This is a genomic window from Acinetobacter sp. YH12252 (assembly GCF_013417365.1).
GTDB lineage: Bacteria > Pseudomonadota > Gammaproteobacteria > Pseudomonadales > Moraxellaceae > Acinetobacter > Acinetobacter towneri.
The window spans coordinates 55,223-78,263 of sequence record NZ_VPEA01000010.1 but is presented as its reverse complement, the minus strand read 5'-3'; the positions used below and the strand labels follow the sequence as shown (position 1 = coordinate 78,263).

Sequence of the window (23,041 nt, the reverse complement as noted above, 5' to 3'; positions counted from 1 at the left end):
CGCCTTACAAAACTGTAAAGCGTATATTGCAAGAACGGACTGACCGCTACAAGTCGGAACTGACCGACTCAGGCTCTAGTTACACGCTTGGCAACAAGACATTAACAGAGTGCGAATTAGTCCTTGACTATGTTTGAATACATTTTAAGGAACAGGAACCATGAATACTGTTGCAGTCCTGAAATTAACATTACATCACGTTGTCGTTGGATACTTGGCAGGATTTCAGAGCGGAAAAAATATTCTGGTTTTCACAGATTCTTTTCACTTGGATCAGCAACGTCCGACCTTGAGCTTGCTTACTTCCCCTTTATATCTTCAAGCGGATAAGATTTTAGAAAAGACCTATGTTACACATCAGCGCTTACACCCCTTGCTATCAAATCTGCTACCAGAAGGTGCATTACGCGAACTCATAGCACAAAGCCTCAAAATACATATAGACAATGAATTTCAGTTATTGGCAGCTTTAGGTCATGACTTACCTGGGGCACTGATTGCAACCCCAGTAGATCCAGAAGAAATCCCAGATGGAATAAAATTTAAGCTTCAGATCTCGAATCCAGATCAGATATTAAAACAAGAGATTCGGACAAATAATAAGTTTTCCTTGGCTGGCGTCCAAATGAAGTTTTCCATGAAAGCCAAAGATGGGCGTTTTACATTAGCACAGGCAACGGAATCCAGCCTACTCGGTGATTGGATTGTCAAAACTCCTTCTACCAGACATGCTTTTGTTCCGCTGAATGAATACTCTATGATGATCCTTGCCAAAATGGTCGGAATAGATATCCCAGAGATTCGTTTGGTAGATATGGCACTCTTACAAGACCTTCCACCATTAAATCTACCCCAAGAGCAATATGCTTTTGCAATTAAGAGATTCGATAGGCAGAGTACTGCTAATACTACAGAGCTTATTCATATTGAAGATTTTGCTCAGATCTTTGGTTCATATCCACACCAGAAATACAGCACCACAAATTATGAGCAGATCGGTAAGATCATTTATCACTATTCAGATAACAAAATTTTTGATATTCAGCAATTTGCCAGCCGTTTACTCGTCAATATTTTACTCGCCAATGGAGATGCACACTTAAAGAACTGGAGTATGATTTATCACGATAAAACAACGCCAAGATTATCCCCTGCATACGATATATTGATGACAAGTGTATATATTGAAAATAAGCGTCATTTCGCCTTAAATCTTGCCAAAAATAAAGATTGGTATTTAGCTGAGATGAAACACTTTGAAGAATGGGCTGAAAAAGTCGGTGTTCCATGGCGTGTTATTGAAAAACAACTTCACGCGATCATGGACAAAGCACGGTCAGTATGGCCAGTGCTATTACTAGACTTACCTATGATTCCTGCTCATAAAGAAAAATTAAGAGAACATTGGAAAAAATTGCATCCAGACTTTCAGATACTTACAGATGATTAGGGTAATCTGAAACCAAACTAAAATTTCTCAAACAAGTTCATCACGTCATTTTCCGTCAGTTTCGCTTCGCCCTCATGATCGGTACTTAGAATAGAGTGTGCCAGTTCTGCTTTATTTTGCTGTAAGGCAAGAATTTTTTCTTCTATGCTTTTATTAGTAATCAGCTTATACACAAATACTGGCTTGTCCTGTCCAATCCGCCATGCACGATCTGAAGCTTGATCTTCAGCAGCAGGGTTCCACCATGGATCATAGTGAATGACCGTATCTGCGGCAGTTAGATTCAAACCGACCCCTCCTGCTTTCAGACTGATTAAAAATACCGGCACTTGTCCAGACTGAAACGCTGTAATGACTTCATCTCGCTTTTTGGTCTTTCCAGTCAGCTTCACATAGCCAATTTCTGCGTGATGGAACTGTTGTTCAATCAGTTCCAACATTGAGGTAAACTGAGAGAAGATAAGAATTTTTCGCCCCTCTTCCACCATTGGAACGACCATATCCATCAACTGTTCAAGTTTGGCAGAATGCGCCTGCCCAATTTTCACTGAATCCAGCTTTAGTAAGCTAGGATGGCAGCACACCTGACGTAGCTTCAGTAAGGCATCTAAAATTTGAATTTGACTACGTTTAAAGCCTTTTTCTGCCACAATTTTCTGAATGCTTGCCTGCATCGTGGCACGAACAGCCTCATATAACTTGGATTGCTGGTCATTCATATCAATATTGACTTCAATCGTGGTTTTTTCTGGCAACTCTTTGGCTACGTCAGTTTTCAAGCGACGTAAAATGAAGGGCTTAATCCGGTTGACCAACTTTTGTCTTAACTGCTCATCACCGCGCTTTTCAATCGGATGACGGTACTTTTTATTAAAAATTTCTTGTGAATATAAAAATCCTGGCATCAGGAAATAAAATAGTGCCCACAGCTCACCCAAATGATTTTCCATAGGTGTACCGGTTAGACATAGACGATGTCGCGCTGTTAATTGCCGTACTACCTGTGCAGCTTTGGCGCGCGGATTTTTGATATTCTGCGCCTCATCCAAAATGAGTTGATGATATTCATATTGCTTTAGTTGCTCTTCATCTCTCGCCAGAAGCGGATAGGTGGTTAACACAATATCATAGTGCGGAATCTGCTCAAAATACTGATGGCGATCGGGCCCCTGTAGCAGCAATACCTTGAGCTCTGGGGTAAATTTCTCCGCTTCTTTGAACCAGTTATGCATCAGCGATGTGGGTGCAACAATTAAGGCGGGACTATCCTGCAAATATCCAGCCTGCTTTTCCATGAGTAAATGGGCTAAAGTTTGTGCTGTTTTCCCCAAGCCCATATCATCTGCCAGAATCCCGCCATGCTGGGTTTCCCTTAAAAACTGTAACCAGCCTAAGCCCTGCTGCTGGTATGGACGCAACTCCCCCTGAAAACCTTGTGGTGTTGGCAGTTGTTGCTGATAGCCTTGTTTGAATTTATGTACAAATTTCTGCAGGCGATCACTGACCTGCCATGTCATCCCAAGATTATGCTGCAATTCTAATAATTGACTCGCATCATAGCGATCAATACTGCGCTCTTCTTGCTGTAAAATGCTCTGCAGATGCAATAATACCGGCTTAATATCCCTAGCGGATAGCGCCAAATCAGGTTGATCAACTGCAGTTTTCACGGTGAAAATTTGACTGTCATGCAGATGAATAAAAGTCCGCGGATCAAGTAAATCAGGATTTACTCGCACCAAAGCTACGAGCGCATCAAGTAAATTATAAGAATTGCCTGCACTGTCTTGAACCGTCGCCCCGATATTGAACCAGTCCTGCTGGCCTTCAGATTCAGTGATAGAAATATTTAAATTTTCAACATATTGCAGGTTAAAGGGGCTGTTTTCCAGATGCTCTATCTGCCAGCCCATCAACTCAATTTGATTGATGGGCATCAGCTGTTTGATCCAGTCTCCATAGAAAGCAAAAACCATAGAATCGAGACGTTGTTTATCCAGTTTTAATTGCTGGTCATAACTAAGATCTTTCACCCACTTCAGTGATTCGACCAATAGCTGTAAACGCTGGATTGACTGTTGTTCCTGAACTAAGTCCCGAAGCTGTCGCACCATTTTGTCATGCTGCTCACCAATGAAACTGTCACCTGATGTACCTGCTTTAATTCGCCCGCCTGCATAGGAGAATTCAATTTCAGCACAAACAGACTCTTCCCATTTCCAATCAAATTTATCTAAAACACCGAAGCGTAAAATTGGCTGGGGACTACCCTCAAGGACATCAATATGCTGAATAGACTCGGGCTGAGGCAGATTTTTCACGTCTGAATATTGATGAGTCAGTTTCTCAAACTCTGGCAAGAGCATAGATGGAAGATCAGGCATCTGTAAAAAATGGTACAGAAGATTTGCCGTATATTCACCATATAACTGGCCCACCGTGTTCTGTTGAATATCCACATAACACGGTGGCTGGCTAGCGAGAATTTGGATATGTGGATTTGATTTTAAATCGAGTCGAATATCACCATTGACCAATTCAATATTTAAATGCTCTGTCTGTTTGTTTACACCTTGTTGCCAGATCAGTTCGATGTGATAGCCTTGTTCTGACCATTGAAGTGCAGTATGGCTCTTTTTTTGCCAATACACATCGCCACTTTGAATAAAAGATTTGAAATGCTCCAATAAAATTCCGGAGATATCAAGATTGCTTTGATAAAAACGTTCGTCACTGTTTATTTTGGCATAATAATAAATCTGGTTAAATAATTGTCGTTTTTGTTCAGGTAAAGTCAGATGCTTTCTGGTGATATTTTCATATTGGGTATAATAACTTTCCCCCGCAATTGAGCCGTTTTTATTGCGTCTGGCCTTCTGAACATCAACTGTCAATTTCTTTAAGCTGACAGACTGATCTAACAGGTAAATTAAATAATTGTTTGTTTTGACAGATTGCTCTGGTTCAGTCTGTTGTAAATACCGTTTAAAATCATTCAACCAGCGCTGTGCCTGATCATCCCCCCGTAGGCGTTTTGTGATTCCCTGCGGGGATTGAGAGTCAGCATAACGCTGCTGAAATTCCTGGCGATATTCCTGAAAGAATAACCGCGCTAAAGCAGCAGCATGTTTACAGTTATATCCAACCGGACAAGTGCAGTCGTCATCGATTAAACGGTCTTTTTGGGGATTATAGGTAATTGCGGTATCGTAATAATCTGTTCCTTCAATTTGGGCATACATCGTAACCCCGTCTTTTTCCTCAAAGAACTCAATCGTTTCCCTATCAATGTGTTTAGCATAGCTAAGGCTGCGCTGAATAGTTGCAGTACTAAAGCGAGATAGAAAATTGATCAATGAGGACATAATTACCAGACACTAAAAATGTTTATACAATTATAACGGACAAAGGTGTCAATTCAGAATAGTAGCCGAACGGCCCAACCTGAGCATAACTTGGATTCACTCAAAAGGAATATTGTAAATAAAGACTACTTTTTGCATAAACATTCAAAGCCAAACCTCTCTAAGCCATTCAAATTTAAGTGAAAACTTAGGAATTTAGTTTACCTAATTCTGTCAATCTATTCAGCACTGCTACACGTCAAAATATATTACAAAGACTTGCTAATCAATGAATCTTTGTCATCACTGCTAATATCGCTATTGCAAGCCCAAGCTTCACCTTATTCCAGACCCAAACCTCAATATGTCTACATCATCACAGCATGCATTTCCCACACATATTGACTGCGCATCAATTGCTTTAATTGTTTAAGGTCTTGATATTTTTCCAGTATCTCTTGCGCTCGAGCTAATTTTTGTTGAACATGTCGATAGTCTTGCTCATATTTTCGATACAAATCCCGCACTTTAATTTTACGGTTAGAATATAAAAACTGACTCCAATTAAAAGAGTAAATAATGTCATCTACTTGCATTTGCAAAGTTTCTAACTGTTCTTCTAAAAGCAGGTTATACGCTTTTAATTGTTGATTGGCGAAAGACAAATTATGCTGCTGACCCAACTGAATTTGCAAATTTAACAATGTCAATAAATCATTGGCTTCATAAGCCTGATTGGCTTGCTGCATCAATACGGTTTTTTCTTGTTTTTTCTGCTCATCTTGCTCACGATCTGGGTGAATCCACGCTGTAATTTTTAAGTAAATCGCTTTAATGGACTGATTTGCTAGTTTCTTGGCTTCTTCACGCTGTTGCTGTTTTTTTGCTGCTTTGGCTTTTTCACGGGCAATTTGCTGTTCGGCAAAAGCTTTTTGCGCACTACTCAACTGACTTAAAAAATCCAGCTCCTCTTGTTCTTGCATTTTTTGTTCAAATTTTTTTATAAAGTCATCTAAATCTAATGGATCATGCTGAAAATCAAAAAAATCTAGATCTAGGTCATATTCTTCACAAAGAAAATGCTTCAAACTTTCTAGCTTGAGCTGTGCCAAGCGCTCTTGTTCAGACTCATCATGTTCAAAACTATTTTGTTCACATTGTTCAACATTTTCGTCTTCTGACTCTGTTGCTGTTTTAGCTTCAGATCTTAAATCCACATCATCTGTGTCTAGCAATTCAATATGATGCCCATAACTGTTCAGCAATTCTGTTAAAAACTGAACTTGTTCGGTAGACATCTGCTGCGAATCCAAAAGTTGTAAACTGAGTTGCTCAATTTTTTGATCCAGCTTAGTTTGCTGGGCTGCCGTCATTTTTTGCTGTTTTTGCTGAAGCAATTGCTGAATTTGCTGAAATATAACTTCACGCAATTGCGCATAAGTCGGTAAAATTTCACGGCTGGCACGTGCCTGAATATCGGCTTGTGCGGTCTGCCATTCATTCAAACGTAGCTGTTCTTGCTCAATTTTTTGACATAATTTCTGAAATTTTTTCTGTGGCGCAGAAAGTTTCTGCTCTGGCTCTAAAGTACTTTTCTGTAATTTCATCTTCAATCATATCGAACACATAAGTCTGAGCCGTATTTTAACCAACTTCTTACTCAAGAAAAAACACCCTTGCCATCACAACATCTTTTCTAATCTATAGTCTTTGACCAGAAACATTTTCAAGCAATTGATCTTCCATTCTATACAGCACATTACACACAATTCGATTATCATAGGCAGCAATACGATTTTTCCAAATATTCAGGACAATACATGAGCGAACTCACCTGTTTTAAAGCCTATGACATTCGCGGAAAATTGGGCACAGAACTCAATGAAGAGATTGCCTATAAAATTGGTCGTGCTTACGGACAAATTTACCAACCCAAAACCGTTGTAATTGGCTGCGATATTCGTCTCAGCAGCGAAGGCTTAAAGCAAGCCACTATTCGTGGTTTAAATGATGCAGGGGTCAATGTATTAGATTTGGGCATGACAGGCACAGAAGAAGTTTATTTCGCGGCTTTTCATTTAGATGTGCAAGGGGGCATTGAAGTAACCGCCAGTCATAACCCCATGGACTACAACGGCATGAAACTGGTACGTGAAAATGCACGTCCGATTAGTGCCGATACCGGCCTAAAAGACATTCAGGCTTTGGCAGAATCAGGCGAATTTACCACAGTTGAGCACAAAGGCAGCACTCAAAGCTACAATATTTTGCCTGAATTTATTGACCATTTAATGACTTATATCGAGCCTAGCAAAATTCGCCCAATGAAACTGGTCATGAATGCAGGCAATGGCGCTGCAGGACATGTAGTCGATGCAATTGAGCAAAAATTCAAAGCCCTGAATATTCCTGTTGAATTGGTCAAAATTCACAATGATGCCGATGGTACTTTCCCCAATGGCATCCCAAACCCAATTTTAGTGGAAAACCGTGATGGCACCCGCAATGCCGTATTAGAGCATCAAGCAGACATGGGCATTGCGTGGGATGGTGACTTTGACCGCTGTTTCTTGTTCGATGAAAAGGGCCAGTTTATTGAAGGCTATTATATTGTCGGCTTATTGGCACAGGCATTTTTACTCAAACAAGCAGGCGAAAAAATCGTGCATGACCCGCGTTTGGTCTGGAATACCTTTGATGTGGTCGCGCAATATCAGGGTGAAGCGATTCAATCTAAATCTGGGCATGCTTTTATTAAAGATGTAATGCGTGAACACAATGCTGTTTACGGCGGTGAAATGAGTGCACACCACTATTTCCGTGATTTCGCATATTGTGACAGCGGTATGATTCCATGGTTATTGGCGGTTTCGGTATTGTCTGAAACAGGACAATCGCTATCGAGTCTGGTCGAAGAAATGATTGCCAAGTTTCCATGTTCGGGCGAAATTAACTTTAAAGTGGCCGATACTCAAGCCACCATCCAAAAAATCTTTAAACATTATGCCAGCCAAAACCCAACGATTGATCAAACCGATGGCGTGAGTCTTGACTTTGGGGCATGGCGTTTGAATGTACGTGCGTCAAATACCGAACCTTTATTGCGCTTAAATATTGAAAGCCGTCGTGACCACAATCCACGCCCAATGCAGGACTATGTGGATGAATTAACGCAGTTGATTCAAGGTTAAATTGTTCTGCATGCTAATAAAAAACCATTCAACTTATCATATAGGTTGAATGGTTTTTATTTTTAGCTGAATTCCCGATGGGTTCTCTAAAAACGGACAGCTTATTAAAATAATGAGCGATCCAATGGAATTTCAATCCCTAAAGACACGCCGCTATCTCCACTATACACGTCAGAGTCACTGACCCAACCACTTAATTTCAACGGCGTATTCGGACGAAGATAATGTGTCCACGTTAAATCCAGAGCTTTGATTTCATCTTTTTGTGGAAAAGCATGATTGATTTCAAGTCCTGACTGATTCACTTTTGCCAACAAGATGCGACCATTTAAACGATTCATTTTATCGAAACGAATATCCCCACCTAAACTATACATCTGACCATCACCGCCCATAGCGTGAGCTAAAGGGAATCCATGTTGGTAGTAACCATCTGTATAATTATGATGATTATATGAATAACCCCAAACATCACCATTGGTACGTGTATCTGACCATTCAGTATAAAGCTGGAACGGCATATTCTTCACTTGTGAGGAATAATCGAGTCCTGCCAAATACATTTTCCGAGATGGCAGTAAACCTGATTCATCTTCACCGACAAACTGCCCATACAAACTCAATGGAACTTTAAACCATTGTTGTAGATTTAAACGCGCATCTAGGCCTGCAATTTGGTTTGAGGCATTCCCCTCTCCAGTACACCCACTATCATCACATTCGTTATCTTTACCAATAAAAGCATTCCAATAGGCTTTGAAACTATCAGGTTGACCTTGACCATCTATTTGGAATGTACGTGATGCACCCAATTCAAGATAAGGTAAAGGTTGAGCTGTTAAACGCATTCCCAAGAGATTTGTATTTGGCACGGCCTCATAATCATCTAATCGGCCAGCAAAAACTTGATACTGCCAAGGGCCAATCCAAGACAGCCATTTCGTTTCAAATGCCTTTTGCTCAGCGCGTTGCATTGTAAAACCGTATACTGGACGACTTGCATCCCCTCGGATTAGACTACCATCATGCCCAGGTCCCCAATAGGTTGGAATTTGTCCTGCAATCAACCATTGATTCCACAACTTTCCAGCTAAATATGACCCTTCAACATTCACATCATGCCCATTATCAATAATAGGGTCTTTTTCAGCATTAATACGCAGTCTTGCATCCCATTGCGCCCCACCAGCATTGAACTCAACAGCCGCTTGATATTGTGATTTTTGTTCATCTGCAAAATGTTGCGGTACATTTTGGGGATCAGATTCAGCATATAAACTGGCTTTGGCTGTTGTATTTTCCGCACTTAAAGCAGCTTGCACGGAATCCAAGACTTGCTGCTGAACTTGATTATCAATCTTTGCATTAGATAAAGCACGTTGTATTTCATCACCACTTAAAGGCCATGTAGACGTGCTAATTTGAATCACACCTTGTTGATTTAACCAATTTAAATCAGTTCGTAAGTCTTCATTATTTAAAACAATTCCTTGTGCAATTGCTGGCAAAGAAAGTGCAGATAAAACCGCAAGTGACAAAAATCTAATACTTCGATATCTCATAAATATTCTTCATCTAAGTTCATTTTTTAAAAAACATCATAGCGATGTTTTTTAAAATAAGGGAATAAATACATGATTGTTTGCACAATCCATACACAATTTGATTTTAAATTCAAACGGGCATGATATTCAGTGTTTTGCATGACTAAAGCTCTATCGCATTAGCCATATATTCTTAGATGAATCTCAAAGCTGAGATTTAACTCTTATGAAACCCATTTGGATTCTGCTTTTGCCAATTCCAACTGTCCGCCAACATATCAGCCAAGCCATATTGTGGCTGCCAACCCAATTCTGCGACTGCACGGGCATTATCGGCAAATGACGTTGCTACATCTCCCTCGCGGCGCGGTACATATTCAAATGGAATCTCAACACCATTCACCTTCTCAAAGGTATCTCGAATTTGTTTAACCGAAATCCCATTGCCTGTGCCGATATTCCAAGCGCGGCATCCTTGTGCATTTAAACGATTATTTAAGGCACATAAATGTGCATTGGCCAAATCGACCACATGGATATAATCACGTACACCCGTACCATCTAGCGTGTCATAATCATTGCCAAAGATTGCTAATTTTTCACGGCGACCAACTGCCACTTGAGTGACATAAGGCATTAAGTTATTCGGAATCCCTTGTGGGTCTTCACCTATCTGACCACTCTGATGTGCGCCCACCGGGTTAAAATAACGCAGCAATGCAATCGACCAACGCTCATCTGTAGCCGAGAGTTTTTCCAACAACTGCTCAACAATCAGTTTGGTATAGCCATAGTTATTGCTTGGCATACCTGTAGGCATGTCTTCATTTAATGGCGATACATTGGCTTCATCATAAACCGTCGCAGATGAACTAAACACCAGCTTAAACACTTGTGCACGTTCCATGGCTTTGACCAAACTAATCGAACCCGAAATATTATTTTCAAAATATTTTAGCGGCTCTTTCTGACTTTCACCCACGGCTTTTAAACCTGCAAAATGGATGACCGCATCAATCTTATGCTGTGCAAAGATCTGATCTAAGATCTGCGCATCGCGAATATCACCTTGGATAAAAGTTAAACTTTTATTTGCTAAAGCTTGAACTCTCGATAATGACACTTCAGAGCTGTTTGATAAATTATCCAATACAACAACTTCATGTTGAGCATTCAATAATTCCAAACAAGTATGTGAACCAATATAACCAGCCCCACCGGTGACTAATATTTTTGCCATTTTATTTTCCAAGTAAAATATCTAATAGACCACGGGTAGAGCTATCAAAATCAACATAATCTTTTTCTGTACCAGTCAAAATTGGAAGTACTTGATTCGCAATTTGTTTACCTTTTTCAACACCCCATTGGTCAAAAGCATTGATATTCCAAAGTACAGATTGCACAAATACTTTATGTTCATACAACGCAACCAACATACCTAAGGTATAAGGATTAAGCTCTTTGAGCAAAATGGTTGTACTAGGCTGATTACCTTCATATTTTTGATAATTCTCTAGACCCGCCACCTCTTCAGCATCAAGTGCCTGATTACCAAAGGCCAATAGTCGAGACTGAGCCAAACAATTTGATAACGCTAAATGGTGTTGATTAATCAATGCATTGGCATTTTTTACATAGGTAAATTGGTTAGCGGCATAACGATTCACTGGTGCAATAAACTCACAGCTTACTTTATGTGCACCTTGGTGTAACAACTGATAAAAAGCATGTTGTGCATTTGGACCCACTTCACCCCAAACAATAGGGCAAGTATCCAACTCAACTTTCTGACCATTACGCTGAATCGACTTCCCATTCGACTCCATCTCAAGCTGTTGTAGATATGCCGAAAAATACTTTAAACGACCATCATAAGGCAAAATAGCCTGAGTCTGAATTTCTAGGAAGTTATGATTCCATATTCCCAAAACAGCCATAAGAACAGGAATATTTTGGCGCAAAGGAGCATTTTGAAAATGCTCATCAATTGCATGAGCACCTGCAAGTAAACGTTTAAAGCCTTGTACACCAATATTTAATGCTATCGGCAACCCAATACATGACCATAAAGAGTAACGCCCACCAACCCAGTCCCAGAGCAAAAACTGATTTTGGTGTGCTATACCCCATTCTGTCATTTTTTCAGGCTTAGTCGATACCCCAATAAAATGATGCTGATCCACCGCTTCTGATTGGCCCAATTGCTTTTCAAGCCATTGACGTGCAGTTTGTGCATTATAGAGTGTATCAATTGTTCCAAAAGACTTAGATGAAATAATAAATAATGTCGTTTCTGGACGTAACTGATGCAGTAAATCTGAAAGCTGACTACCATCCATGGTAGATACGAAGTGCACTTTTAGTGGTTTGAATGTGTTGACTTTAAAATCAGACAGGGCATGACTCACCATCAATGGCCCTAGATCAGACCCACCCACACCAATATTAACCACATCTTGTATAACTTCACCCGTTGCACCACGGTACTGACCAGCATGAATTTTCTCAACCAATGCATACATTCGCTCTAATTGCTCATGTACTTTCCCAGCTAATTTAGGGTGCTGCTCATCATGTTTCGGTAAACGAAGCGCCCAATGCATAGCTGCACGCTGTTCTGTATAGTTAATTTCTTCTTCTGAAAATAAACGTTTAGTCCATGTAGAGAGATCACGAACTTGTGCAAAGTCAATCAATGCGCTTATTACGGACTCATCAACACGATGCTTACTAAAATCAAAAGTGATTTCATCATATTGAACAGAAAAATGCTTAAATCTTTGGTCATCTTCGGCAAAAAAAGTATTTAAGTGCTTCTGGCCAATGGTTTTACTTAAGTGTTGTAAATGTTCAAGTGTTGTTGCTAGCATTTTTTTAGGAAAAATAGTTAAATTTATCATTATCTTCCTACTCCCATATATGCAAAACCCTGACTTTTAACATAATCAGGTTGATAAATATTACGTCCATCCAAAATCAAAGGATGGGCTAATTTAAGTTTTAATTGCGTATAATCAAGTGACCAATATTGCTTCCATGCAGTTAGAACGCATAAACCGTGTGCCTGATTCACCGCGTCATACTGATCTTCACATAAAATTAAATTATCACGTTCACCATAAATTGTGTGTATTTCTTCTAAGGCTTGTGGATCATGCAAACGAACAGTCACACCTTGCGCCCACAGTGCGGCAAGCATCGGATGAATAGGTGAGAAACTGGTACTTGAGGTATGTTGCTTAAAAGCAGCCCCCCAAATCGCAATCGTTTTTCCAGCTAAATTTCCATGATAATAATTCCACAGCTTACGGAAAAGAAACTCCTTTTGCTGCTCATTAATATCCCAAACCTGTCCCAATAGCTGACTTTTTGTTCCAGTATTACTGATGGTATGCGATAGAGTCAAAATATCATGTGAAAAGTTTTCACCACCAAAACCTGCACCTGAATATAAATACGATTCACCTATCCGACTGTCTGCTGCCATTCCATCTCGAACATGGGCAATATCAATACCCAACTTTTCAGCAACATCTGCCAAATCATTCATATAACTGATACGAGTCGCCAACATGCCTGAAATACTGAGTTTGGTAAATTCAGCATCTAAAACAGGCATAAATAAATATTGTTGCTGGCGTGGGAATAAAGGTCGCAACATTTCCTCTAAGTCACCCTGTGCTTGTTGGTCAGCACAGCCAATAATCACTTTAGAGGCACTCGTCACACTTTTAAAAGCTTGACCTTCCTGAATAATATCCGGGAAATAAACCCAATGATCTTTTGTTAATACGGCTTTTAATTTTTCAGTACCATTAAGACCAAAAGTAGAGGCATTAATCATCAATTTAGGATGAATAATCGTGCGCATTTTTAATTTCTGTACAACATCAAGTGCCTCAGCCTCTTGAGTTGGATTGAAACTAAAAAAATACGCATCAATATCCAAGGGAAGAGCCGCAAAATTACAATAACTTAGAAAACCACTTTGATGTTGTTTTTCTAAAGCACGAACAACATCTTGATCTCTAAGATTGAATAGCGCTGTATGATCTTGTAAATCATTACAAATAAAGACCTGATGTCCACTCTCTGCAAGTAATGATGAGATAACACCCGCATACAGCGTTGTACCAAACATTGCGATTTTCATGGCTCATCCCTCTTTTTTTTATAACTCTAACTCTTTAATCAGTGCTTTAAACTCATCACCTAACTTGGGATGGTCTACACCATAATGTAAAACCGCTTTCAAATAGCCAATTTTACTGCCGCAATCAAAAGTTTGTCCTTTCATACGATAGGCTTCAACCGTATCTGTCGCTTGCAGCATAGCAATAGCATCCGTCAACTGAATTTCATTACCTGCACCTTTGGGTGTGTTTTCCAATAACTGCATAATCTTGGCAGGTAAGATATAACGGCCGACTACGGATAAATTGGATGGTGCAGTTCCAACTGCCGGTTTTTCCACAATGCCTTGCATGACGATGCTATGCCCTTCTGCAGGTGTAGAAGCAACATCTACAATGCCATATTGATCCACCAAATGATCAGGTACAGCTTCCACCATAATTTGTGATGCATTGGTTTCATCAAAACGTTGAATCATCAAACTCAGATCGTTTTGGTCTGATGGATCTTTGACTAAAACATCTGGCAATAGCACAGCAAAATCATCATTCCCCACGACAGATTTAGCACATAAAACTGCATGACCTAAACCAAGTGGCTGTGGTTGACGTACGCTGATCACACTCACGTGTGGTGGTAAAATTTCAGTGATTTCTTTGAGTAAATCAAATTTCTTTTTATGTGCTAGAGTGGTTTCCAGCTCAAAATTACGGTCAAAGTAATTTTCAATCGAGGCTTTTGAAGTGTGGGTAACAAGAATAATCTGTTCAATCCCTGCAGCAACTGCTTCTTTGACCACATATTCAATGGCCGGACGGTCAACGACAGTGACCATTTCTTTAGGAATGGATTTACTTGCAGGAAGAAAACGTGTACCCAAACCAGCTACAGGAAGAATTGCTTTTTTAATCATTACATCACACTTCTAAGTTTAAATTTACCATCATATTTATTAAAGTCTAAGCTAGATTTTAATAAATCCATAAAACATTAGCTTTCGGGTTTTAGTTGGCATCAATATGCAGCTTTATTAATAAAACCTTTAAAAATAGTTAAAAATATAATTTTTAAATCCAACAACAGGCTCCATGTGCGGATATATTCCAAATCACAGTCCACACGTTTTTGCATTTTATCCAAAGTATCTGTTTCACCCCGCCAACCGCGGATCTGAGCCAATCCTGTAATGCCAGGCTTAACCTTATGGCGCAGCATATAGCCAGTAATCAACTTCCGATACTCTTCATTATGTGCAGCAGCATGTGGACGAGGCCCTACAACAGACATATTACCTAAAATAACATTAATAAATTGTGGCAACTCATCTAAAGAAGTTTTACGCAGAAAACTACCAACTTTGGTCACACGTGGATCGTTCTTTACAGCTTGCTTAACGTCTGCGCCATTTTCCATTACAGACATGCTTCTAAATTTATAGACTAGAATAGGCTTGCCATTTAAGCCATAGCGGATTTGTTTAAAAAACACAGGCCCTTTAGAATTCAGCTTAATAGCGATAGCAATGCAAAGAAGGAGTGGTGAAATCAGCATTAAAATAGCCGAAGCGACACAAATATCTTCTATACGCTTCAAAAAAATATTAATGCCTTTAATACGTGTATCGATAATTGGAATAATTGGAGTCCCATTAATATCTTCTACTCGAGAATATAAAAAATCATAACTAAATAACTCAGGGACAATAACTGTTGAACATGTTGTATCCGAAAGCATTTTTAATAGGTTATCTACTTGATGAATATTTTCCTGACTTGTCACAATATAGACTTGATTAATATCTTCTGAATGAATAATGCCAATTGCATCATTTACATTACCATTGAAATCATATTGGTCTGCTTTTTCATTAAATGAATAAATACCCAGCGGATTAAATCCAATCCACTCTGATTTTTTCAAATCAGTAAAAAGCTTATGCGCTTTAACAGAATCACCAATAACAATTACATTTCGAGATTTTTTGAATATTTTAAAAGAAATGGCATATATTAAACGAACAAAAATTCGCAACACTGCCATAAATACTAAGACTGCACAAAAATATTGAATCAGAACCTTTAAACTAATATCAGAATAAAAAAGACAAAATGGAAGAAGCAAACAAGCACTAAAGAAGATATTTTTTAAGCAAGCAACCAATTCATTAAATAAACTTACACCACGCCAAGAGCGGTAAAAATCGGTCAATCCACCAATCAATTGAAAAAAACTGACCATACTTAAAAATATAAGCATAGTCTGGTGGCTGATCACTAATGAGTTTAAATTAAAAACAGCATACAAAGCCCAATAAATGGCAACCACATCACAAAATCTTTGTAAAATTGATACGTAAGAGGCATTTAATCGAGAAGCCATTTTTTTCCCATATCGCTTAATTTATTATATAAACAGCCATTCTTATCAATGAAACCCATTACATAGATTCTTGATTTATTTAGAAAGTCCATCCAAAGTCTTGAAAAATCAATAAAATAATTAATATTTTCTTTACCATTATAAACACGCAATCATTTTTTGACAATTAAACTCTAAAATTACTTCCATTATCTTTGACTATATTATTGAATATCGAGCAAAAATTTGGATTTAGATATATATTCCTGTAGGATAAGCAATAATAAAATTATGTGAGACCCATAATATGATTCCTGTGATTCTATCTGGTGGTTCTGGCACGAGACTTTGGCCACTTTCAAGATCTAACTATCCTAAACAATTTTTACCCATTACTGAAGAAAAAACATTATTTCAGCTTACTTTAGAAAGAATTACACAATTAAATCATGCCATAGATAATTTTCAAAACCCTATTATTGTCACCAACGAAAATCATCGCTTTATTGTTGCCGAACAACTAAGACAACAGAAACTCAACGCAAAAATTTTACTTGAACCCGTTGCTAGAAATACAGCACCTGCTATTGCTGCCGCCGCAGAACTTGCCCTCTCTTATGGAGATGATCCTGTTTTGCTCATTCTTGCTGCAGACCATATTATACAGCAACAAGAAGCTTTTAATGATGCTGTTAAAGTGGGCTTAGAAGCCGCTGAATCTGGTCTACTGGTTACATTTGGGATTGTTCCTACTTCACCAGAAGTCGGCTATGGTTATATTAAAGCATCAGACTCAATTTATACAGACCAAGCAATAAAAGCATGCAAAGTTGAGCAATTTGTAGAAAAACCAGATGCTCAAACTGCCCAACAATATTTAGACCAAGGCTCGTACCTTTGGAATAGCGGCATGTTTATGTTTAAAGCGTCTGTCTACTTACAGGAGTTGCAGAAATTTAATTCAGCTATTGCAAATCAAGCCAAAGAGTCCTTCAAACTCAGTAAAAATGATTTAGATTTTGTACGATTAGATCAAGAAAGTTTTAAAAAATCACCTGATGACTCTATTGATTATGCCGTAATGGAAAAATCTGATCAGGTTGTTGTTGTGCCTCTTAAAGCCAACTGGAGTGATGTAGGTGCTTGGAAAAGCGTATGGGAAGTCAGCAACAAAGATCAAAATGGCAATGTTTGCCGTGGCGATACCATCGCTGTAAACACATCCAATTCTTTAATTCACGCTGACAGTCGCTTAGTTAGCGTCCTTGGATTGGATGATGTTGTTGTAATTGAAACACCTGATGCTGTTTTAGTTGCAAATAAAAACAAAGTCCAAGACATTAAAAAGATTGTAGAAAAATTAAAATCAAATGAACGTACCGAGGTGGATACTCACCGTAAAGTATATCGCCCTTGGGGTTGCTATGATTCCATTGATAATGGACAACGCCACCAAGTGAAATGCATTACAGTGAATCCAGGGCAAAAGCTTTCTTTACAAATGCATCATCACCGTGCAGAGCATTGGATTGTAGTCAGTGGAACAGCTCGCATCCACAAAGGCAAAGAAACTTTCTTACTCACTGAGAATGAATCCGTATATATTCCGCTCGGAGAAACACATGCGCTTGAAAACCCCGGAAAAGTACCACTAGAACTGATTGAAGTTCAGTCAGGTTCATATTTGGGTGAAGATGATATTGTGCGTTTTGAAGATTTGTATGGACGTGTATAGATAATAACTAAAGGGCCATTATCGTAAATGGCCCTTTGCTTTCTATTTAAAAACTTCTTGTTTCCCACTTATCAGCTACATATTGATTAAACTCTTCTCTAAATCTAGCATCTGAAAATTTGATAGCATTTTCTCGACAATTTTCAGGAAGATATAAATCAACATGCGATTCAAATTGATGAACTGCTTTTACAATACTTTGTACATCCTGATGACCAAAAAATAATCCTGATGGCTTATTGAGTAAATCAGAATTTACAGTTTCCAAGGCACCACCTTTACCAAAAGCTATTACTGGTGTTCCACATGCTTGTGCTTCAACAGGTGTAATCCCAAAATCCTCCTCCGCAGCAAAAACAAAAGCTTTAGCTCTACGCATACAATCCTGCATGACTTCATTTGACTGATAACCTAGAATTTCAACATTACTCTTAGCTTTGGACTTAATTTTTTCCATGTCTGGCCCATCACCAATTACAACCAACTTTTTATTTGGCATCTGTGAAAAAGCTTCGACAATCAAATCAATCTTCTTATATGGAACCATTCTTGAGGCAGTGAAATAAAATTCCTCTTTTGATTCCCCTATAATAAATCGATCAGTCTCTACAGGTGGATAGATAACATCTGCATTACGGCCATAAACTTTTTTTATTCGTCTCGCAATAAACTGTGAATTTGCTATAAAATGATCCACACCATTAGCAGTTCGGTAATCCCACATTCGAATTTTATGAAGTAACCAGCGCACTATAACTGCTTTAATTCCTTTATCTAAGCCTAACTCTCTTAAATACTGGTGCTGTAAATCCCAAGCATAACGAATAGGGGAATGCACATAACTAATATGCATTTGATCAGGCCCTGTTAATACACCTTTGGCAACAGCATGACTACTTGATAGTACAATGTCATAATTCGAAACATCTAGCTGTTCGATTGCGAGAGGCATGAATGGTAAATAATTACGATACTTATTTTTAACAAATGGGAAATTCTGAATAAATGTAGTATTAGCTTTTTTGTTTAACATCCTCGCTCTAGCATCATCATTTAAAAAATCAATGACGGAAAATAGATCACTTTGAGGAAAAACTTTCAACATTTCACTAATTACTTTTTCAGCACCTGCATAAGTAACAAGCCAATCTGTTACACATGCAATCGATGGTTGTTCAATTATCATCTAATTTCTCTTGTACTTTGCTTAATATTAAGTTGAGTTTTAGTGCAGATTTGTGCCAAGAAAAACGCTGAACATTAATGAGTCCACGATCTCTTAAAGATTCTCTTAGCACTGGGTCATTAACCACGTCTAAGATTGCATTTCGTATAGAGTTTATATCTTTAGGATCAAAATAATATGCACTATCACCTAAAACTTCAGGCAGTGATGCTGCATTTGAAGAAATAACAGGACAACCACATGCCTGTGCCTCTAATGGTGGTATGCCAAACCCTTCATATAGTGATGGAAATACAAAAAATTCAGCATTTTGATACAGCTCAATTAACTCATTATCCGATACTCTACCAAGAAAATTTATTTTAGAGTTAGTCTGATGAATTTTAGAATTTTTAAAAACACTCGATGATGAACCAATAATTTTAAGCGCAATTGGATTATCAATTTTATTAAATGCATCGATTAATGAGGAAAAGTTTTTATGATAATTTGGAGAAGACACAGCTAAAGCAAATGGAATGTGTATAGCACAATCCACTGAATTATTTAATTTAAATTCAGAACTAACACCATTATATAAAACATGGATATTGTCCAAATCAACATTATAAAAATCAGAGATATCTTTTTTAGAAAACTCACTAACGGTGATAAAAGATAGACTGTTGCTATAATTTAAAGCTGTCATTATTTTATATATATTTCTAAATGTAAATGTATAGCTTTGAGGATATCTAGTATAAGTAATATCATGGTGTGTAAAAATTTTATTTTTATAAAATACAGGAGCCGTATTACCCAAATTAAGTAATAATGGTTTCCCTTTTTTATTTAAATATTTGGGAAGAGTATATTGCTCCCAAAAATGACCTGATCCACCTAATACTTCTAAAATATTGAATCTTAAAAGTAAAGATTGGTCTAAGACTGATGAAATAGAAGGTACTAAGAACACTAAATCATTGCGTAAAAAATTTAACTCTTTACATAACTCTATAGAAAACCTTTGTACACCTGTTAGAGGCTGTGTTAAAAACCTTGCATTAATATAAATCATTGATTTTTTTTCCACTCCTTATAAAATGGTGATATTCTTAGAGCTTTGTAACACATCAATTTTCTATATAAGTATAGCCCTACAAATTTTCTAAAAGATTTCTGTAAAAATATTTTTAACTTAGATTTGTTTCTCCAACTATTATCAAAATGATGAATAGTGAAGTTATATTTTCTATTAAATGATGGTTGTTCAAAATAATATTTAGGTAAAATTAAAATTTCATCTATTCTAAACTCTTTTCCATTTAATTTAAAACCATCAACATTATTAATAAAATATTTAGTAAATAAATCATTATTTGGTGAGGAAGTAGAAATCTCTTTATTTTCATAAATTTCCATAATTTTTTTTATATGTATATTCCTTTTATTAGCACCAATAACAGCTGTGCCTAAATTACAATCAAACATATAGCCCATAAAAATATTATATGAAAGTAGTTCATCAAATTTTTTTAATACTTCGACATCTTGATCAAGATATATTCCACCATACTGATATAAAATATCTAACCTAGCATAATCAGACAAATGGGCCCATTTTTTGTTTTCATAACAATATGAAGTATAAGAATTTTTATAAACATCATAATTATCTTCATTCCATTCAAAAATCTGGTAACCATAAGACTCTAATTTTTTTAAATTTGTATTCAATATTTTTATGAATTCAGTTTTCTTAGATTTACCGAACCAAAAAATATGTATTTTTTTCTCAATCATTTACAATACCATCCAATTTGAATTAATCTAATTATTATATTTCTTGAAGAAAGATAATAAAATAGCACCTAAAAAAATAGAGTAAATAGGCAATTCCACAATATTATATGTCAGACACCCCATTAATAAAATAACATATATAAGTAAAAAGTTATCATTCCAGTATATTTTTTTTATTTTCAATATATTTAGTAAAAAATAAACTGCGAAAATTAGACTCACTACTCCAAAATTAATATATAAATAGACCAAGAAATTATCAGCAGGATAAGCTGATGATCCCTTTAGCATCAAAGGAGATCCGATAGATCCAAAACCAGATCCAAATGTCTTATCTAATAGGCTATTCAATAGTTTAAAACTATCTGGCCACGTTTCATAAAATCTTATAAATAGTGTGTTATTACCTAAATAATCTTTCTCGCCAAAAAAAAGATAATAATATGAAATCGGAAGATAAAAAAATGTTAATATTTGCAATACTATAAATTTAAATTTATTTTTAATAAAAAATATCAATAGCACAATTATTGCTGTTGCTATCATTGTTTTTGTAGTACTCAAAAATAATCCATGTAGCATCAAACCAAATATAATTATAAAAATTATTATATTTAATAAATTTATTTTTTTAATAAATTCACCCAAGAAAAGTGTGCCACTTATAAGTAATAATGCAGCCACTGTTATTGAGCTTTCTGTAAAACCAGGATTTCTATTAACTCCAGATGCAGTCCAATCTTTAGAAATGTTTTTTGTTGAGCCAAATGTTTCATACTCGACCCCCTGAAATATTGAACCAAAGCTATCTACATAAAATAGACCTATATAATTACATAAAAAAATTAATACCCAAAAAAACTTAGCAGATAAAAATTTTAATAATATTTCGTATTTTATTGAAGCTGAGAAAAAAATAGTTATAAAAACATATACACCTAATAGTGAAGAAATTATTTTTTGATCCATTAAAGAAATAATCATATAGATTAAAATTATAAAGTAGAACAAAAACCAATTTCTTTTGTTTTTTGAATAGTGTAAAATATTTAAAGGAATTAAAATTACCATCAAAAATGGGAAAATATATCTTAGTAATGGGCTAATAGAAATTACAAAAACCGACAAAGAAGTATAAACAACCATTAGAAACATTACACCTAGATTAAAACGATCTAATTTAAGTTTCATCCTTCAATACCTTTTCATAAATCAGAACATATAGCTCAACATTTTTTTTGATATTAAAATCCATTGTTATATTTTTTTTCACAACCTGCTTTACATTCGAAGAAAATTCTTTAATTTCATAAATATTATCAAAAAAATCAAATAATTCAGCAACACCACCTATTTTATTAGTATAAACATTGACGCCTGCTAATGCGGATTCAACAACAACCCTACCAAAGGGTTCGTTCCATTTAATAGGTAAAACTACAGAATCTACTTGGCTTATAAAACTTTTAAAGTTTATAAATCCCAATAATTCCACATTTGCCTCATCTGCAATTTTTTTTAATTGATCCCCTTCGGAACCATTTGGAAATTTTCCAGCTGCAATAAATTTAATATTTTCAGTTCGATTTTTTTTTGCAATATCACAAAATACATCAAACCCCTTGTCTTCACTTAACCTACCAATAAAACCTACACATTTAGTAGGTTTTTCTTTATTTACAAAAACTTTTTCTATAGGATTATAAATAAAATCTGCATTTTTATTATTGAAGAATCCTTCATTTAAATGAAAATCTAAAATAAATTTACTTATTCCAACATATGAAGTTACTTTTTTGGAAGCTTTCCTTTTTATAAAGGACCAAAGTTTGACTTCAATATCATTTGTAGATTGTATTTTTCCTTTTTTGAATAAAGTAGAATTAGGATGATGTAAATAATAATCTCTTGATGTGTGTACCAATGGTATTTTATGTTTATTAACTATCGACCATACAGCAACTGAAAAACCGGCTATATTATTTGTATGTACAACATCTGGTTTGAATTCTAAAAGTTCACTTTCTATCCTTTTGGACATTACAATATTATATGTATCCAAAAGATGCCAAACTAACTTTTCCAATTTAGTCGGTACATAATCAGAATATGGCCAATACTTATTAAACAGTGGTAAATAAGAAACTTCTACTCCATTTACTCTATCTATTTTCTTTACATTTTGATCATGTAAAGAAACGACTCGAACCTCATGCCCTGCTTTTACAAGACCTTCAGCTAAAAGCTGTACTGATACTTCTGCCCCACCTATTTTATGTGGATGGTATAAGGTATTTACAATTAATACTTTCAT

16 protein-coding genes are annotated in these 23,041 nt (G+C 36.6%); 3 read left to right on the top strand and 13 right to left on the bottom strand.

All coding sequences use genetic code 11. The features are described 5' to 3' along the window. Positions 1–160: 160 nt before the first annotated feature. Positions 161–1,450 (top strand): type II toxin-antitoxin system HipA family toxin, encoded by a 1,290-nt coding sequence (locus tag FTV28_RS10675; RefSeq protein WP_154321187.1) that lies wholly within the window; start codon positions 161–163, stop codon positions 1,448–1,450. Between the two features lie 17 nt (positions 1,451–1,467). On the opposite strand, the gene FTV28_RS10670 is transcribed toward FTV28_RS10675, so the two are convergent. Both FTV28_RS10670 and FTV28_RS10665 read right to left on the bottom strand, forming a co-directional pair. Beyond that, entirely contained in the window at positions 1,468–4,815 is a 3,348-nt protein-coding gene (locus FTV28_RS10670) for a DEAD/DEAH box helicase (RefSeq protein ID WP_179990423.1), read from the bottom strand. A 347-nt stretch (positions 4,816–5,162) separates the two neighbouring features. Further along, positions 5,163–6,401, bottom strand: coding sequence for a hypothetical protein (locus tag FTV28_RS10665; protein WP_179990421.1), 1,239 nt, complete (start codon positions 6,399–6,401; stop codon positions 5,163–5,165). 213 nt (positions 6,402–6,614) lie between these two features. On the opposite strand from FTV28_RS10665, the gene FTV28_RS10660 reads away from it, so the two are divergent. Then, a complete protein-coding gene (locus FTV28_RS10660) occupies positions 6,615–7,985 on the top strand; it encodes a phosphomannomutase CpsG (protein ID WP_179990419.1) in 1,371 nt (456 codons plus the stop codon). A 104-nt stretch (positions 7,986–8,089) separates the two neighbouring features. On the opposite strand, the gene FTV28_RS10655 is transcribed toward FTV28_RS10660, so the two are convergent. The 6 genes from FTV28_RS10655 to FTV28_RS10630 all read right to left on the bottom strand — a co-directional run bounded on the left by FTV28_RS10655 (position 8,090) and on the right by FTV28_RS10630 (position 16,045). After that, entirely contained in the window at positions 8,090–9,553 is a 1,464-nt protein-coding gene (locus tag FTV28_RS10655) for a capsule assembly Wzi family protein (protein WP_368856242.1), read from the bottom strand. A gap of 193 nt (positions 9,554–9,746) precedes the next feature. Then, the gene (gene galE, locus FTV28_RS10650; RefSeq protein ID WP_179990415.1) at positions 9,747–10,769 is read right to left on the bottom strand and encodes a UDP-glucose 4-epimerase GalE; all 1,023 of its coding nucleotides are present in this window, start codon (positions 10,767–10,769) and stop codon (positions 9,747–9,749) included. 1 nt (position 10,770) lies between these two features. After that, positions 10,771–12,402, bottom strand: coding sequence for a glucose-6-phosphate isomerase (gene pgi, locus FTV28_RS10645; protein ID WP_257222839.1), 1,632 nt, complete (start codon positions 12,400–12,402; stop codon positions 10,771–10,773). Positions 12,403–12,431: 29 nt separating this feature from the next. Continuing rightward, positions 12,432–13,685: a UDP-glucose/GDP-mannose dehydrogenase family protein gene (locus tag FTV28_RS10640; RefSeq protein WP_179990411.1), complete on the bottom strand. Its 1,254-nt coding sequence runs from the start codon at positions 13,683–13,685 to the stop codon at positions 12,432–12,434. An 18-nt stretch (positions 13,686–13,703) separates the two neighbouring features. Then, entirely contained in the window at positions 13,704–14,579 is an 876-nt protein-coding gene (galU, locus tag FTV28_RS10635; RefSeq protein WP_179990410.1) for a UTP--glucose-1-phosphate uridylyltransferase GalU, read from the bottom strand. 101 nt (positions 14,580–14,680) lie between these two features. Next, positions 14,681–16,045: an undecaprenyl-phosphate glucose phosphotransferase gene (locus tag FTV28_RS10630; protein WP_179990409.1), complete on the bottom strand. Its 1,365-nt coding sequence runs from the start codon at positions 16,043–16,045 to the stop codon at positions 14,681–14,683. Positions 16,046–16,331: 286 nt separating this feature from the next. On the opposite strand from FTV28_RS10630, the gene FTV28_RS10625 reads away from it, so the two are divergent. Further along, a complete protein-coding gene (locus tag FTV28_RS10625; RefSeq protein WP_179990408.1) occupies positions 16,332–17,759 on the top strand; it encodes a mannose-1-phosphate guanylyltransferase/mannose-6-phosphate isomerase in 1,428 nt (475 codons plus the stop codon). Between the two features lie 46 nt (positions 17,760–17,805). Here the strand turns inward: FTV28_RS10625 and FTV28_RS10620 are convergent, their stop codons facing one another. From FTV28_RS10620 to FTV28_RS10600, 5 genes are read right to left on the bottom strand one after another with little or no spacing between them, the layout of a single operon-like run. Continuing rightward, complete coding sequence (locus FTV28_RS10620) at positions 17,806–18,945, bottom strand: glycosyltransferase family 4 protein (RefSeq protein ID WP_218944938.1); 1,140 nt, start codon at positions 18,943–18,945, stop codon at positions 17,806–17,808. Continuing rightward, a complete protein-coding gene (locus FTV28_RS10615; protein ID WP_179990407.1) occupies positions 18,935–20,002 on the bottom strand; it encodes a glycosyltransferase family 1 protein in 1,068 nt (355 codons plus the stop codon). Before FTV28_RS10615 ends, FTV28_RS10620 begins: the two co-directional genes overlap by 11 nt. Continuing rightward, positions 19,999–20,727: a glycosyltransferase family 32 protein gene (locus FTV28_RS10610; RefSeq protein ID WP_179990406.1), complete on the bottom strand. Its 729-nt coding sequence runs from the start codon at positions 20,725–20,727 to the stop codon at positions 19,999–20,001. Before FTV28_RS10610 ends, FTV28_RS10615 begins: the two co-directional genes overlap by 4 nt. A gap of 27 nt (positions 20,728–20,754) precedes the next feature. Continuing rightward, entirely contained in the window at positions 20,755–21,918 is a 1,164-nt protein-coding gene (locus tag FTV28_RS10605; protein ID WP_179990405.1) for a hypothetical protein, read from the bottom strand. Continuing rightward, positions 21,908–23,041, bottom strand: a complete 1,134-nt coding sequence (locus FTV28_RS10600; protein WP_179990404.1) for a glycosyltransferase family 4 protein — start codon at positions 23,039–23,041, stop codon at positions 21,908–21,910. Before FTV28_RS10600 ends, FTV28_RS10605 begins: the two co-directional genes overlap by 11 nt.